Origin of the sequence: Flavobacterium sp., from assembly GCF_035299005.1 — a bacterium.
Lineage (GTDB): Bacteria > Bacteroidota > Bacteroidia > Flavobacteriales > Flavobacteriaceae > Flavobacterium.
This window is the reverse complement of the sequence record NZ_DATGXL010000012.1, coordinates 399,876-412,641: the sequence shown is the minus strand read 5'-3', so window position 1 is coordinate 412,641 and position 12,766 is coordinate 399,876. Positions and strand designations below refer to the sequence as shown.

Below are 12,766 nucleotides of genomic sequence, written 5' to 3'. Positions count from 1 at the left end.
GAAGACTTGCAAAATTTTAAGCACAAGAAACACCTTTTTTTTGATTTAGATCATACGCTTTGGGATTTTGATAAAAATTCAGCCTTTGCTTTCGAGACTATTTTTAAAGAGCAAGGATTTGAAATTTCTTTACCAGATTTTTTAAATATTTATATTCCGAGAAACCAGCATTATTGGAAATTGTATCAAGTGAATAAAATTTCACACGAAGATTTACGTTATTATCGGTTGAAAGATGTTTTTGATGCTTTGCAATTTGAAGTCTCAGATGAAACCATTCATCAACTTTCGGAAGATTATATTAAATATTTACCCGAATATAATCATCTGTTTGATGGCGCTATTGAATTATTAGACTACTTAAAGCCTAATTATAAATTACATATCATAACGAATGGTTTTGCGTCGGTTCAGACTAAAAAACTCAAGAATTCTAATATTAATCATTATTTTGATACCATAACCAATTCGGAAATGGCTGGTGTTAAAAAACCACATCGAAACATATTTGATTTTGCCTTATCTTTGGCAAAAGCCTCAAAAGATGAAAGTTTAATGATAGGTGATAGTTATGAAGCCGACATTGTAGGAGCACAAGATGCCGGAATCGAAGCTGTGTTTTTCAATGAGCATAATAGTAATATTGAAAGTTCCGTCATACAAATAAAACATTTATTAGAATTAAAAAACATTTTATAATCATGAAAAAAATAACTCTGTTACTGCTTTTAATTGCTTTTTCTTTCTCATTTGCTCAAGAAAAATACAAGTATATAATAGTTCCTAAAAAATTTGAATTTTTCAAAAACGAAAACGAGTATAATACTAATTTCATGGCCAAATCCTTTTTTGAGAGAGAAGGTTTTAAAGTGTTATATGATACTGATAATTTCCCTCAAGAATTAGCAAATAATCGTTGTTTAGCATTATCAGCAAGAGCTGTTAAGAATAGCAATTTGCTAGTTACAAAGATTACAATTGAGCTAATTGATTGCTACAATAAAGTGGTTTATATTAGTGATCAAGGAACAAGTAGAGAAAAAGAATTTCAAAAAGCTTACAAAGATGCTTTTAGAATTGCTTTGTCATCAATGTCTGGCAAATTAAATTTTAAAGTATCAGAAATAAACAACGAAATTGTAGTTTCTACTCCCGTTGAAGTGAAATCTGCTTCAGATGTTGGGTCAGATGTTGTTGAGGAAACTACTGCTGCTGTTACACTCACCAGTAATCAACTTTTTGCGATTCCGACATCAACAGGATATAAATTAGTCAATGATAAACCAGAAACAATTTTTACTTTAAAGAAAACTACTGTTGACAGTGTTTTCATTGCTCAAAAAGATTCAAAATCCGGAATTTTATTTAAAAAAGATAACAATTGGTTTTTTGAATATTATTTGAATGATAATTTAGTTTCAGAAAAAGTTGAGGTTAAATTTTAAAACTTAATATCCATACTTATCTTTCCAACGATTCTTTAAAAATTGGCGTAATTCTTTTTCGCGCGCATTTTCACCAGGTTCAAAGAATTTAGTCTCTGAAATTTCGGTTGGTAAAAATTCTTGCTCGGCAAAGTTGTTTGGGAAATCGTGTGAGTATTTGTATTCTTCGCCATAACCCAATTCTTTCATTAATTTGGTTGGTGCATTTCGTAAATGGATTGGAACTGGTAAATCGCCAGTTTGTTTTACCATTTGTTGTGCTTTGCCAATGGCCATATAGCTAGCGTTGCTTTTTGCCGAAGTTGCCAAATAAATCGCACATTGACTCAAAATGATGCGACTTTCAGGATAACCAATAGTTGCCACCGCTTGAAAAGCATTATTTGCCATGATAAAAGCTGTAGGGTTGGCATTTCCGATATCCTCACTAGCTAAAATAAGCATTCTTCTGGCGATGAATTTTACATCTTCGCCACCTTCAATCATTCGAGCTAACCAATAAACAGCGCCATTTGGGTCACTTCCACGAATCGATTTAATAAAAGCAGAAACAATATCGTAATGTTGTTCGCCAGTTTTGTCATACAACACTGTGTTTTTTTGTACCAATTGCATTACTTTTTCATTCGTAATTTCAATCGAATCACTTTCAGTAGCATTAATAACCAATTCGAAAATATTTAATAATTTTCGTCCATCGCCACCAGAAAGTCTTAATAATGCTTCGGTTTCTTTTAATTGAATGTCTTTGTTTTGAAGCTGAACATCAGTTTTCATGGCACGGTATAGTAGTGCTTCCAAATCGTCTTTAGTAAACGCATTCAATACATATACCTGACATCTTGACAATAAAGCGGGAATGACCTCAAAACTAGGATTTTCAGTTGTTGCGCCAATCAAAGTTACCCAGCCTTTTTCTACTGCCGCTAGCAAAGAATCTTGTTGAGATTTAGAAAAGCGATGAATCTCATCTATAAATAAAATAGGATTTTTAGCTGTAAATAAGCCGCTGCTTTGCTTCGCTTTTTCAATGACTTCACGAATGTCTTTAACGCCTGAATGTATAGTACTCAGTTGGTAAAACGGACGCTTGCTTTCTTGCGCCATGATTTGTGCCAAGGTAGTTTTTCCAGTTCCTGGTGGTCCCCATAAAATCAAACTCGGAATTAATCCTTTGGCAATTTGTTGTGTTAATGAACCCTCAGGTCCAACTAAATGCAATTGGCTGATGTAATCCGATAATTGTTGTGGGCGAATGCGTTCGGCTAATGGTTGATTCATGATGTAAAATTACAATTTTATGACAAATGTGCATAGAAATATTTTTGGCTTTATCTTTGAGTTCAAATCAATATGGAAAAACATCACGATAATCCTTTTCAGTTTACAAAAGCGGTCATTTATTTGCCGTTATTTTTTGTATTGACGCTATGGTTGGTTTTTTGGTACGAATTGCATTTCCATCATAGTTTGTCGCATTTTGGTGTTTATCCAAGGGAAGTTTTCGGTTTAAAAGGAATTCTTTTTAGCCCATTTTTACATGGCGATATCGAGCATTTGGCGAATAATTCAGTTGCTTTATTGGTGTTGTTGCCTATTTTGAGATATTTCTACAAAGAACAATCGTTTGTGGTTTTGTTTTTAGGAATTCTCTTTTCAGGATTAGGAACGTGGTTGTTAGGAAGACCGAGTTATCATATTGGCGCCAGCGGATTAATTTATGCTTTGGTAAGTTTTATCTTCTTCAAAGGTATTTTTACCAAATATTACCGATTAGTAGCTTTATCATTCACCATCGTAATTTTGTATGGTGGAAGCGTTTGGTATATGTTCCCAAATGTGAAAGAAGGTGTTTCGTGGGAAGGACATTTAGCAGGATTTCTCGTTGGATTGGCTTTAGCATTGGTTTTGAAAACGCCACAATTTGGAAAAACAATTTTCTATGAATGGCAAAAACCCGATTTCAATCCAGAACTCGATCCCTTTATGAAAAACTTCGACGAAAAAGGAAATTTCAATCCACCACCAAAACCAGAAGAAGTGATTCGGGAATATTTTAATTCTTCTATGAAAGTGATTTATGAGTTTTTGGGTGGGAAGAAGTAGTGATTAAAATAATTAATGAATAATTAAAAAGACTGATTTTGATGATTGGCACCAATCAATAATATTTCCTGCTGAATCAAATTCAAAAGTAAATCCTCTACCATTGACATTAACCATTTCGTTAATAATTACAAAAATTCTATTTTCAACTTCTAATGATCTAGAGACTAATAAATAGTTTTCTTTATTTGTGTTTGTGTTTATTTTTTTAACTATTTTGAATTTCTTTTTATTTATGTTTTTTAGTTCAAGAAAAAGAGTGTCAAAATTGTTTTTGGGTTTTATAGTAAAGTTTTTCTCGTTTATTATTTTTTCTTTTAGACAATCAGCACTTATGTAATTTACATAATTTAAATGACCATTAATTTTTAAACGCACATCTATTTCTGATTTTGCTAAAATTTCCGAACAATAAAACTCAAATGCTATTTGCTCATAAAACGGTTCATCAGATTGTGCTAAACAAAATGACGAATAAATAGAAATGAACACTAATAAAAGAAAAGGTTTTTGCATTCGAAATGAATATAAAAATTATCTACATTCTCTGTCTCAAAGCTTCATACAAAAAAGCACCACAAGCTACCGAAACATTTAATGATTCGATTGTGCCAAACATAGGCAACTTTGCTTTTTCAGCTACAATTTTTAGTACTGAAGGATTTACTCCTCGGTCTTCGCTACCCATAATAATTGCTACGCCTTCGTTGAAGTTGATGTCATAAATGTGTTGCTCTGTTTTTTCAGTTGCCGCAACGGTTTTAATTCCGCTTCCTTGCAAATAGAAAATGGCATCTTTAATGTGATCTACTTTACAAATTGGCACATTAAAAACAGCTCCAGCAGAAGTTTTAACCGTATCTCCATTCACAGGAGCCGAACCTTGTTTTTGGATAATGATTCCGTCAACACCCGTGCATTCTGCTGTTCTGATGATGGCGCCAAAGTTACGTGCATCAGACAATTGGTCTAAAATTAGGAATAAAGGTTTTTTACCACTTTCGATAACACCTTCTACTAAAGTTTCTAATGAAACAAAAGAAATAGGAGCAATAGTTGCCACGGCACCTTGGTGATTATTTGGAGTTAATCGGTTTAGTTTTTCAACAGGAACGTATGAAAAGTTGATGTTGTTTCTTTTCATTGTTTTCATCAAATCTTGCATCAAGTCGCCTTGCGCATCTTTTTGAACGAATACTTTATCAATTTCCTTTTTAGCGTTAATTGCTTCAATTATTGCTCTAATCCCGAATATTTGGTTGTCTTTTTCCATGGTGCAAAGATAGGATTTTAGTTTGATTTTTTGATGGTTTCAAAATGTCCGAATTAAAAATTCGTTTTAAAACTAATATGCACAATCGAATTAGAAAGTTTTATAGCTTGGTCGCTTGTGCTTCCGTTGGCATAAATCAAATTGAACAAGCCATTTTTGGTAAATAATCCAAATCCAAAACCCAATCCTAACAATTTTTCATCAATATCAGATGTTTTATCTTGAAAATAGCCATAATCGGTTATGGAATGAACATATAAATTTGGCGCTACTAAATAACGATATTCGGCCATAATTCCACTAAATACATTTGCTTGTAAACTATTTTCGTTAAAACCTCTAATCGAGTTTATGCCGCCAAAGCGATACAATTCGTTAATTATATAATCATCACTTTGTAAGTAGTAGGATTGATTTTTTATGAGAATACTGTTTTTTTGATTCAATTCGGAATGATGACTAACTTCTAATTGTCCATAAAACTGATTTGATTTTGAACTCGAAATGGTTCTGTTTCCAAATCCAATTTTGGTAAAAACTTTTGTTCGTTCCGGAAAAATAAAATTGTCTTGAGAAAAAGTTATGTGTTCAAAACTTGAAGTTAAAAACGTATTGGTAAAATCGTTCAAGCTAAATGAGTTTGTATTTTGGATATCAACTGAATTTGTTTTTTGATACCCCAAATACGCTTTGGTGTTGTACGAAAAGTAGTATCCCAAATTCAAATCGGTAATCGTATTTTGAAATGTGGAATCTTGCTTGAAAATTCTCAAATTTGCTTTAATTCCAATGGGAGTTTTAAATAAATAGGGTAATTCTGTTCCTAAATTAAAAGAGGTTTGTTTGTTGCCATCGTTTTTCCAATACAAATTGAATTTTTCGCCCGAATTCAAAATGTTCTGCAATTGCAAATCTAAATATCCGTTAAAAGTCAATTTGCTTTTGTCATCGTTTGAAAATCCTATAAAGCCATCAAATTTATTCGGTTTCGATTTTTCTAAATACACAAAAATTTTCGTGGAATCGGTTGTGAATAAAATCTCAGGATATTTCAACTGGCTTACAAACTGTAGTTTGTCAAACTCATCGTTTATCTGTTTTAAATTATCTTGATTAAAAGTCGCTTTTTTGGCTTTTTTCGTAATTGCTTTTTTAATTCCTGTTGGAAATTTATCGTAGCCTATAATAACGATATCGGTAATATTTCTTTTTGAATTGAGTTTTATTTGTAATTCAGAAAAAACATTGTTGTCAACTTTTCGCTGATTAATCAACTGCAAATTCGCTAAAGAATATCCTTTCTTTTCTAATAAAGTAATTTTTTCTTTCATGAAACTTTCAACTTTATTTATGGCGATTACTAAAGTGTCATTTTCTAATTGCAATAGGGATTTTTCTTCGGCAGAAAGTTTGTCTATATATATGGTGTTGCTTTTTACTGAATTTCCCAAATTGTATTTAAAAACAAAACTACTATCGTTTACTTTTTTTTGTTCCAACAGTAACCAATCAAAAAAACCTTGATTTGTTAATTTGCTTTCAAAACGTTTTTGTTCTTCTAAAAGTAATGCTACTGTTGAATGTTTGGATTCATATTGTAAGCTATCAATGGTGCTTTTTTCGATTTCGGAAGTTCCCTCTATCTTTAAATAAAAATTTTGTCCCAATGAAAATTGGAAGCAGAAACACACGATAAAAAGAAAAATAGATTTCATTGCTGTAAAGAAACGAAAAAAAGCAAAATAAATTTTATTTGTTGTAAGAGTGTTGCGGCTCTATTTTTGTAACTAAATATAAATCAAATTACTATGAAAATGCAACTGTATTGAAAATTAATAAATTATGATTTGGAAAGTAAAAAATAATTCTTACATTTGCAACCCCGTAAAAAGCGGGAATTTTAAACAGTAAAAATTTTTAGTATTTAATTATGCCAACAATTCAACAATTAGTAAGAACAGGGAGAACCCAAATAACTAAGAAGAGTAAATCGGCTGCTTTAGATTCTTGTCCTCAAAGAAGAGGTGTGTGTACTCGTGTTTACACAACAACTCCTAAAAAACCAAACTCAGCAATGAGAAAGGTAGCTAGGGTTCGTTTAACAAACGGTAACGAGGTGAATGCATACATTCCTGGAGAAGGTCACAATCTACAAGAGCACTCGATAGTATTAGTTAGAGGTGGAAGAGTAAAAGATTTACCAGGTGTACGTTACCACATCGTACGTGGAGCATTAGATACAGCGGGTGTTGCAGGAAGAACACAACGTAGATCTAAGTATGGAGCAAAACGTCCAAAACCAGGACAAGCACCTGCACCAACTGGAAAGAAAAAGTAATTTAAAATCTTTTAAAGAAAAGACATGAGAAAAAGAGCGGCCAAAAAAAGACCACTTTTACCAGATCCAAAATTTAACGATCAGTTAGTAACACGTTTTGTAAACAACTTAATGTGGGATGGTAAAAAATCAACAGCTTTTAAAGTTTTCTATGATGCATTAGAAATCGTTGAAACTAAAAAGCAAGATGCAGAAAAATCTGCTTTAGAGATTTGGAAAGATGCATTAACAAATGTTATGCCTCACGTAGAAGTTCGTTCACGTAGAGTGGGTGGAGCTACATTCCAAATTCCAATGCAAATTCGTCCAGATAGAAAGATTTCTTATGCTATCAAATGGATGATTCTTTATGCAAGAAGAAGAAATGAAAAATCAATGGCAGGAAAATTAGCTTCTGAAATTTTAGCTGCGGCTAAAGAAGAAGGTGCTGCTGTTAAGAAAAGAATGGATACTCACAAAATGGCAGATGCGAATAAAGCATTCTCTCATTTTAGATTTTAATTCGTATAGAAATGGCTAGAGATTTAAAATTTACAAGAAACATTGGTATTGCTGCTCACATTGATGCGGGTAAAACTACCACTACAGAGCGTATTTTATTCTATACAGGAAAATCACACAAAATTGGTGAAGTACATGATGGTGCTGCAACAATGGACTGGATGGCACAAGAGCAAGAAAGAGGTATTACAATTACTTCAGCTGCAACAACTTGTGAGTGGAATTTTCCAACAGAACAAGGTAAAATTTTACCAGAATCAAAACCTTACCACTTTAATATTATTGATACTCCGGGACACGTTGACTTTACAGTTGAGGTAAACCGTTCGTTACGTGTATTAGATGGTTTGGTGTTTTTGTTTAGTGCGGTTGATGGTGTTGAACCACAATCTGAAACTAACTGGAGATTAGCAGATCAATATAGAGTTCCACGTATGGGATTCGTAAATAAAATGGACCGTCAAGGTTCTAACTTCTTAAACGTTTGTCAACAAGTGAAAGACATGTTGAAATCAAACGCTGTTGCTATTACTTTACCTATTGGTGAAGAAAATGACTTCAAAGGAGTAGTTGATTTAGTAAAAAACCAAGCTATTATTTGGCATGACGAAACTCAAGGGGCAACTTTTGATATCGTGCCTATTCCAGCGGATATGGTTGACGAAGTAAAACAATATCGTTCAATTTTGATTGAAGAGATTGCTACTTACGACGAAAACTTATTGGAAAAATACATGGAAGATGAGAATTCTATAACTGAGGAAGAAATCAATACAGCTTTAAGAGCTGCTACAATTGATATGGCTATCATTCCTATGATTGCTGGTTCTTCATTCAAAAATAAAGGAGTTCAATTCATGTTAGATGCAGTATGTAAATATTTGCCATCTCCAATGGATAAAGAAGGTATCGAAGGAATTCATCCTGATGATAAAGATTTGTTAGAAGAAGATCAAAAGAAAATTTTACGTCGCCCTGATCCAAAAGAGCCTTTTGCAGCTTTAGCATTTAAAATTGCTACTGATCCTTATGTTGGTCGTTTAGCTTTCTTCCGTGCTTATTCAGGTCGTTTAGATGCAGGTTCTTATATCTTGAACACTCGTTCAGGAAATAAAGAGCGTATCTCTCGTATTTACCAAATGCACGCTAACAAACAAAATCCAATTGAATATATTGAGGCTGGAGATATTGGAGCTGCTGTAGGATTTAAAGATATCAAGACTGGAGATACAATGTGTGATGAAAAACACCCAATTATTCTTGAGTCAATGAAATTCCCTGATCCAGTAATTGGTATCGCAATTGAGCCTAAAACAAAAGCTGACGTAGATAAAATGGGTATGGCTTTAGCTAAATTAGCTGAAGAAGATCCAACGTTTACGGTTAGAACTGATGAGGCTTCAGGTCAAACGATTATCTCAGGTATGGGTGAGTTGCACTTAGACATCCTTGTTGATCGTATGAAACGTGAATTTAAAGTTGAGGTAAACCAAGGTGAGCCACAAGTAGAATATAAAGAAGCGTTCACAAAATCTGCACAACACAGAGAAGTTTATAAAAAACAATCTGGAGGTCGTGGTAAATTTGGTGATATCGTATTCCGTTTAGAACCTGCTGATTTAGTAGACGGTAAAGCTCCTATGGGATTACAGTTTGTTAATGAAGTTAAAGGTGGTAACGTGCCAAAAGAATATATTCCAGCTGTTGAAAAAGGTTTCAGAGAAGCTATGAAAGCAGGTCCTTTAGCAGGATATGCAGTGGATAGTTTAAAAGTAACTTTGTTAGACGGATCTTTCCACCCTGTGGATTCTGATGCTCTTTCTTTTGAATTAGCTGCAAAAATGGGATATAAAGAGGTTGGACGTGCTGCTGGAGCGGTTATTCTTGAGCCAATCATGAAAATTGAAGTTATTACTCCAGAAGAAAATATGGGTGATATCGTTGGTGACTTGAATCGTCGTAGAGGTCAAGTTAATGATATGGGTGATAGAAATGGTGCTAAAACTATCAAAGCAGATGTGCCTTTATCTGAAATGTTTGGTTATGTTACAACATTAAGAACATTGTCGTCGGGTAGAGCTACATCAACAATGGAGTTTTCACATTATGCAGAAACACCTTCTAATATTTCAGAAGCTGTAATCAAAAAAGCAAAAGGTAACGCTTAATTTTTAAGAAAATGAGTCAAAAAATCAGAATAAAATTAAAATCTTACGATCATAATTTAGTAGATAAGTCTGCTGAGAAGATTGTAAAAACTGTAAAAAGTACAGGTGCTGTGGTAACTGGTCCAATTCCATTACCAACTCACAAAAAGATTTTTACTGTATTACGTTCTCCACACGTTAATAAAAAATCAAGAGAGCAATTCGAATTAAGTTCATACAAGAGATTGTTAGATATCTACAGTTCTTCTTCTAAAACTATCGATGCTTTAATGAAATTAGAATTACCAAGCGGAGTTGAAGTAGAGATCAAAGTTTAGTGATTTAGATTGCAAAATTGCAAAAAATAGCAAAAAAACCGTCAATGTTTTTAAACATTACGGTTTTTTTCTTATCAAAATTAGTTGGTAAAATCGTCTTTAAAGAAGGAAATTTTACTTAACTATTTATTTTTGCGATAATTAAAAAATAATTTATATATTTGCACCCTCAAAATGAGTAGTGTGCAAATACTATTTATTGTATAAATAAGAGTTTAATTAATAATTAGTTTAATATGTCTGGGTTAATCGGAAGAAAAATTGGCATGACTAGCATCTTTGATGAGAACGGGAAAAATATTCCTTGTACAGTAATCGAGTGTGGTCCATGCGTTGTTACCCAAGTCAGAACCAATGAAGTAGATGGATATTCTGCTATTCAGTTAGGTTTCGATGACAAAGCTGAAAAACGTTCTATTAAAGCTGAGTTAGGTCACTTTAAGAAAGCGGGAACAGCTGCGAAGAAGAAAGTCGTTGAATTCAAAGGTTTTGATCAGGAGTACAAATTAGGCGATGTAATCGCTGTTGACTTATTCGCTGAAGGTGAATTTGTTGATGTTGTTGGAGTTTCTAAAGGAAAAGGATTCCAAGGGGTTGTTAAACGTCATGGATTTGGCGGTGTTGGACAAGCAACACACGGTCAGCATAATCGTTTAAGAGCGCCTGGATCTGTAGGAGCGTCATCTTATCCATCTAGAGTATTCAAAGGAATGCGTATGGCTGGGAGAACTGGAGGAGATAATGTAACAGTACAAAACCTTAGAGTTTTAAAAGTTGTTGGTGAGAAAAATCTTTTAGTGATAAAAGGTTGTGTGCCAGGGCATAAAAACTCTTATGTAATCATTCAGAAGTAATGGAAGTAAAAGTTTTAGATATCAACGGAAAAGAAACTGGAAGAAAAGTTCAACTTTCTGATTCAGTTTTTGCAATTGAGCCTAATAAGCATGCGGTTTATCTTGATGTTAAGCAATATTTAGCAAATCAAAGACAAGGAAACCATAAAGCTAAAGAAAGAGCAGAAGTTGCTGGAAGTACTCGTAAAATCAAAAAACAAAAAGGAACAGGAACTGCTCGTGCAGGATCTGCAAAAAACCCTTTGTTTAAAGGTGGAGGTACTGTTTTTGGACCAAGACCAAGAAGCTACTCGTTTAAATTGAACAAAAACTTAAAAAGATTAGCTCGTAAATCAGCTTTGTCTTTAAAAGTAAACGAATCAAATTTAGTAGTAGTTGAAGACTTTACATTTGAAACACCAAGCACTAAAAATTTCATTAACGTATTGAAATCTTTAGGGTTAGAGAATAAAAAATCTTTATTTGTGTTGGGTGATACAAATAAAAATGTATATTTGTCGTCACGCAATTTAAAAGCGTCTAGTGTTGTAACTACTTCAGAATTAAGTACTTATGCGATTTTAAACGCAAAAAGTTTAGTTCTTTTAGAAGGTGCAGTAGACGGAATTGAAGCTAATTTAAGTAAATAATAAGATTATGAGTATCATAATTAAGCCTATTATAACTGAGAAAATAACTAAAGATGGTGAAATTTTTAACCGTTTTGGTTTTGTAGTTGCAAAATCTGCTAATAAAATTCAAATCAAAAATGCTGTTGAAGCAGCTTTTGGAGTGAATGTTGTCGCAGTTAATACAATGAACTATAGAGCTGATAGAAGTGTTAAATATACCAAAAGTGGTTTAATCAGTGGGAAAACAAATGCTTACAAAAAAGCAGTTGTTCAAGTTCAAGAGGGAGAAACAATAGATTTTTATACTAATATCTAATAGAAAATGTCAGTTAGAAAATTAAAACCTATTACCCCGGGTCAGCGATTTAGAGTTGTTAATAGCTTTGACACTATTACAACTGATAAGCCGGAGCGTTCATTGATCGCACCGAAAAAAAACTCTGGAGGTAGAAATAGTCAAGGAAAAATGACCATGCGTTACACAGGCGGTGGTCACAAACAAAAGTATCGTATTATTGATTTTAAAAGAACTAAAGATGGAATTCCAGCTACAGTTAAAACAATAGAATACGATCCAAATCGTTCAGCTTTTATTTCATTATTAGTGTATGCTGATGGGGCTAAAACTTATGTTATTGCTCAAAATGGATTACAAGTAGGACAAACTGTAGTTTCAGGTGTTGATGCGTCTCCAGAAATTGGAAATGCAATGCCTTTAAGTAAAATTCCTCTAGGAACTGTTATTTCGTGTATCGAATTAAGACCAGGTCAAGGAGCTGTAATCGCTCGTTCTGCAGGAACTTTCGCTCAATTAATGGCAAGAGATGGAAAATATGCAACAATTAAAATGCCTTCAGGAGAAACAAGATTAATCTTGTTGACTTGTTCAGCAACTATTGGAGCTGTTTCTAACTCAGACCACCAATTAATCGTATCAGGTAAAGCTGGTAGATCAAGATGGTTAGGTAGAAGACCAAGAACAAGACCAGTAGCAATGAACCCAGTTGATCACCCAATGGGAGGTGGTGAAGGACGTTCATCTGGAGGTCATCCACGTTCAAGAAAAGGTTTACCTGCTAAAGGTTATAGAACTCGTTCTAAAGTTAACCCGAGTAATAAGTATATTGTAGAACGTAGAAAGAAATAATTAGAT

15 protein-coding genes are annotated in these 12,766 nt (G+C 33.4%); 11 read left to right on the top strand and 4 right to left on the bottom strand.

Annotated elements, in window-relative coordinates:
* Nucleotides 1–6 precede the first annotated feature (6 nt).
* Together VK164_RS07855 and VK164_RS07850 are read left to right on the top strand one after the other, a co-directional pair.
* Nucleotides 7–699, top strand: a complete 693-nt coding sequence (locus tag VK164_RS07855) for a YjjG family noncanonical pyrimidine nucleotidase (RefSeq protein WP_324208810.1) — start codon at nucleotides 7–9, stop codon at nucleotides 697–699.
* 2 nt (nucleotides 700–701) lie between these two features.
* The gene (locus VK164_RS07850; protein ID WP_324208809.1) at nucleotides 702–1,445 is read left to right on the top strand and encodes a hypothetical protein; all 744 of its coding nucleotides are present in this window, start codon (nucleotides 702–704) and stop codon (nucleotides 1,443–1,445) included.
* Nucleotides 1,446–1,448: 3 nt separating this feature from the next.
* Here the strand turns inward: VK164_RS07850 and VK164_RS07845 are convergent, their stop codons facing one another.
* Nucleotides 1,449–2,726, bottom strand: a complete 1,278-nt coding sequence (locus VK164_RS07845) for a replication-associated recombination protein A (RefSeq protein WP_324208808.1) — start codon at nucleotides 2,724–2,726, stop codon at nucleotides 1,449–1,451.
* A gap of 72 nt (nucleotides 2,727–2,798) precedes the next feature.
* Here VK164_RS07845 and VK164_RS07840 point away from each other — a divergent pair, with 72 nt between their 5' ends.
* On the top strand, nucleotides 2,799–3,551 hold the full coding sequence (locus tag VK164_RS07840; protein WP_324208807.1) for a rhomboid family intramembrane serine protease: 753 nt from the start codon (nucleotides 2,799–2,801) through the stop codon (nucleotides 3,549–3,551).
* A 12-nt stretch (nucleotides 3,552–3,563) separates the two neighbouring features.
* On the opposite strand, the gene VK164_RS07835 is transcribed toward VK164_RS07840, so the two are convergent.
* Genes VK164_RS07835 through VK164_RS07825 form a run of 3 tightly spaced genes read right to left on the bottom strand, consistent with a single transcriptional unit; the run spans nucleotide 3,564 to nucleotide 6,491 of the window.
* Nucleotides 3,564–4,067 carry a hypothetical protein gene (locus tag VK164_RS07835; protein WP_324208806.1) on the bottom strand — a complete coding sequence of 168 codons (504 nt, stop codon included), beginning with the start codon at nucleotides 4,065–4,067 and terminating at the stop codon, nucleotides 3,564–3,566.
* 22 nt (nucleotides 4,068–4,089) lie between these two features.
* Nucleotides 4,090–4,824 (bottom strand): 23S rRNA (guanosine(2251)-2'-O)-methyltransferase RlmB, encoded by a 735-nt coding sequence (gene rlmB / locus VK164_RS07830; RefSeq protein WP_324208805.1) that lies wholly within the window; start codon nucleotides 4,822–4,824, stop codon nucleotides 4,090–4,092.
* 53 nt (nucleotides 4,825–4,877) lie between these two features.
* Complete coding sequence (locus tag VK164_RS07825) at nucleotides 4,878–6,491, bottom strand: hypothetical protein (RefSeq protein WP_324208804.1); 1,614 nt, start codon at nucleotides 6,489–6,491, stop codon at nucleotides 4,878–4,880.
* Between the two features lie 263 nt (nucleotides 6,492–6,754).
* On the opposite strand from VK164_RS07825, the gene rpsL reads away from it, so the two are divergent.
* From rpsL to rplB, 8 genes are all read left to right on the top strand, one after another.
* Nucleotides 6,755–7,162, top strand: coding sequence for a 30S ribosomal protein S12 (gene rpsL / locus VK164_RS07820; protein ID WP_026725646.1), 408 nt, complete (start codon nucleotides 6,755–6,757; stop codon nucleotides 7,160–7,162).
* A gap of 24 nt (nucleotides 7,163–7,186) precedes the next feature.
* Nucleotides 7,187–7,663, top strand: a complete 477-nt coding sequence (gene rpsG, locus VK164_RS07815; protein WP_073583337.1) for a 30S ribosomal protein S7 — start codon at nucleotides 7,187–7,189, stop codon at nucleotides 7,661–7,663.
* A gap of 11 nt (nucleotides 7,664–7,674) precedes the next feature.
* Complete coding sequence (fusA, locus tag VK164_RS07810; protein ID WP_324208803.1) at nucleotides 7,675–9,831, top strand: elongation factor G; 2,157 nt, start codon at nucleotides 7,675–7,677, stop codon at nucleotides 9,829–9,831.
* Nucleotides 9,832–9,842: 11 nt separating this feature from the next.
* A complete protein-coding gene (rpsJ, locus tag VK164_RS07805) occupies nucleotides 9,843–10,148 on the top strand; it encodes a 30S ribosomal protein S10 (protein ID WP_009779180.1) in 306 nt (101 codons plus the stop codon).
* Between the two features lie 236 nt (nucleotides 10,149–10,384).
* Nucleotides 10,385–11,002 carry a 50S ribosomal protein L3 gene (gene rplC, locus VK164_RS07800; RefSeq protein WP_324208802.1) on the top strand — a complete coding sequence of 206 codons (618 nt, stop codon included), beginning with the start codon at nucleotides 10,385–10,387 and terminating at the stop codon, nucleotides 11,000–11,002.
* Entirely contained in the window at nucleotides 11,002–11,631 is a 630-nt protein-coding gene (rplD, locus tag VK164_RS07795; protein ID WP_166237016.1) for a 50S ribosomal protein L4, read from the top strand. The genes rplC and rplD overlap by 1 nt, the downstream gene beginning before the upstream one ends.
* A 7-nt stretch (nucleotides 11,632–11,638) precedes the next feature.
* Entirely contained in the window at nucleotides 11,639–11,929 is a 291-nt protein-coding gene (rplW, locus tag VK164_RS07790) for a 50S ribosomal protein L23 (RefSeq protein WP_324208801.1), read from the top strand.
* A 6-nt stretch (nucleotides 11,930–11,935) separates the two neighbouring features.
* Entirely contained in the window at nucleotides 11,936–12,760 is an 825-nt protein-coding gene (rplB, locus tag VK164_RS07785; RefSeq protein WP_324208800.1) for a 50S ribosomal protein L2, read from the top strand.
* The last annotated feature ends 6 nt before the right edge of the window (nucleotides 12,761–12,766 follow it).

Coding starts and splice junctions, on each gene's coding strand:
- rplB (WP_324208800.1), top strand. CDS start 11,936: ATGTCAGTTAGAAAATTAAAACCTATTACCCCGGGTCAGCGATTTAGA.
- VK164_RS07840 (WP_324208807.1), top strand. CDS start 2,799: ATGGAAAAACATCACGATAATCCTTTTCAGTTTACAAAAGCGGTCATT.
- rplW (WP_324208801.1), top strand. CDS start 11,639: ATGAGTATCATAATTAAGCCTATTATAACTGAGAAAATAACTAAAGAT.
- rplD (WP_166237016.1), top strand. CDS start 11,002: ATGGAAGTAAAAGTTTTAGATATCAACGGAAAAGAAACTGGAAGAAAA.
- rplC (WP_324208802.1), top strand. CDS start 10,385: ATGTCTGGGTTAATCGGAAGAAAAATTGGCATGACTAGCATCTTTGAT.
- rpsJ (WP_009779180.1), top strand. CDS start 9,843: ATGAGTCAAAAAATCAGAATAAAATTAAAATCTTACGATCATAATTTA.
- VK164_RS07850 (WP_324208809.1), top strand. CDS start 702: ATGAAAAAAATAACTCTGTTACTGCTTTTAATTGCTTTTTCTTTCTCA.
- VK164_RS07845 (WP_324208808.1), bottom strand. CDS start 2,726: ATGAATCAACCATTAGCCGAACGCATTCGCCCACAACAATTATCGGAT.
- fusA (WP_324208803.1), top strand. CDS start 7,675: ATGGCTAGAGATTTAAAATTTACAAGAAACATTGGTATTGCTGCTCAC.
- rpsL (WP_026725646.1), top strand. CDS start 6,755: ATGCCAACAATTCAACAATTAGTAAGAACAGGGAGAACCCAAATAACT.
- rlmB (WP_324208805.1), bottom strand. CDS start 4,824: ATGGAAAAAGACAACCAAATATTCGGGATTAGAGCAATAATTGAAGCA.
- VK164_RS07835 (WP_324208806.1), bottom strand. CDS start 4,067: ATGCAAAAACCTTTTCTTTTATTAGTGTTCATTTCTATTTATTCGTCA.
- rpsG (WP_073583337.1), top strand. CDS start 7,187: ATGAGAAAAAGAGCGGCCAAAAAAAGACCACTTTTACCAGATCCAAAA.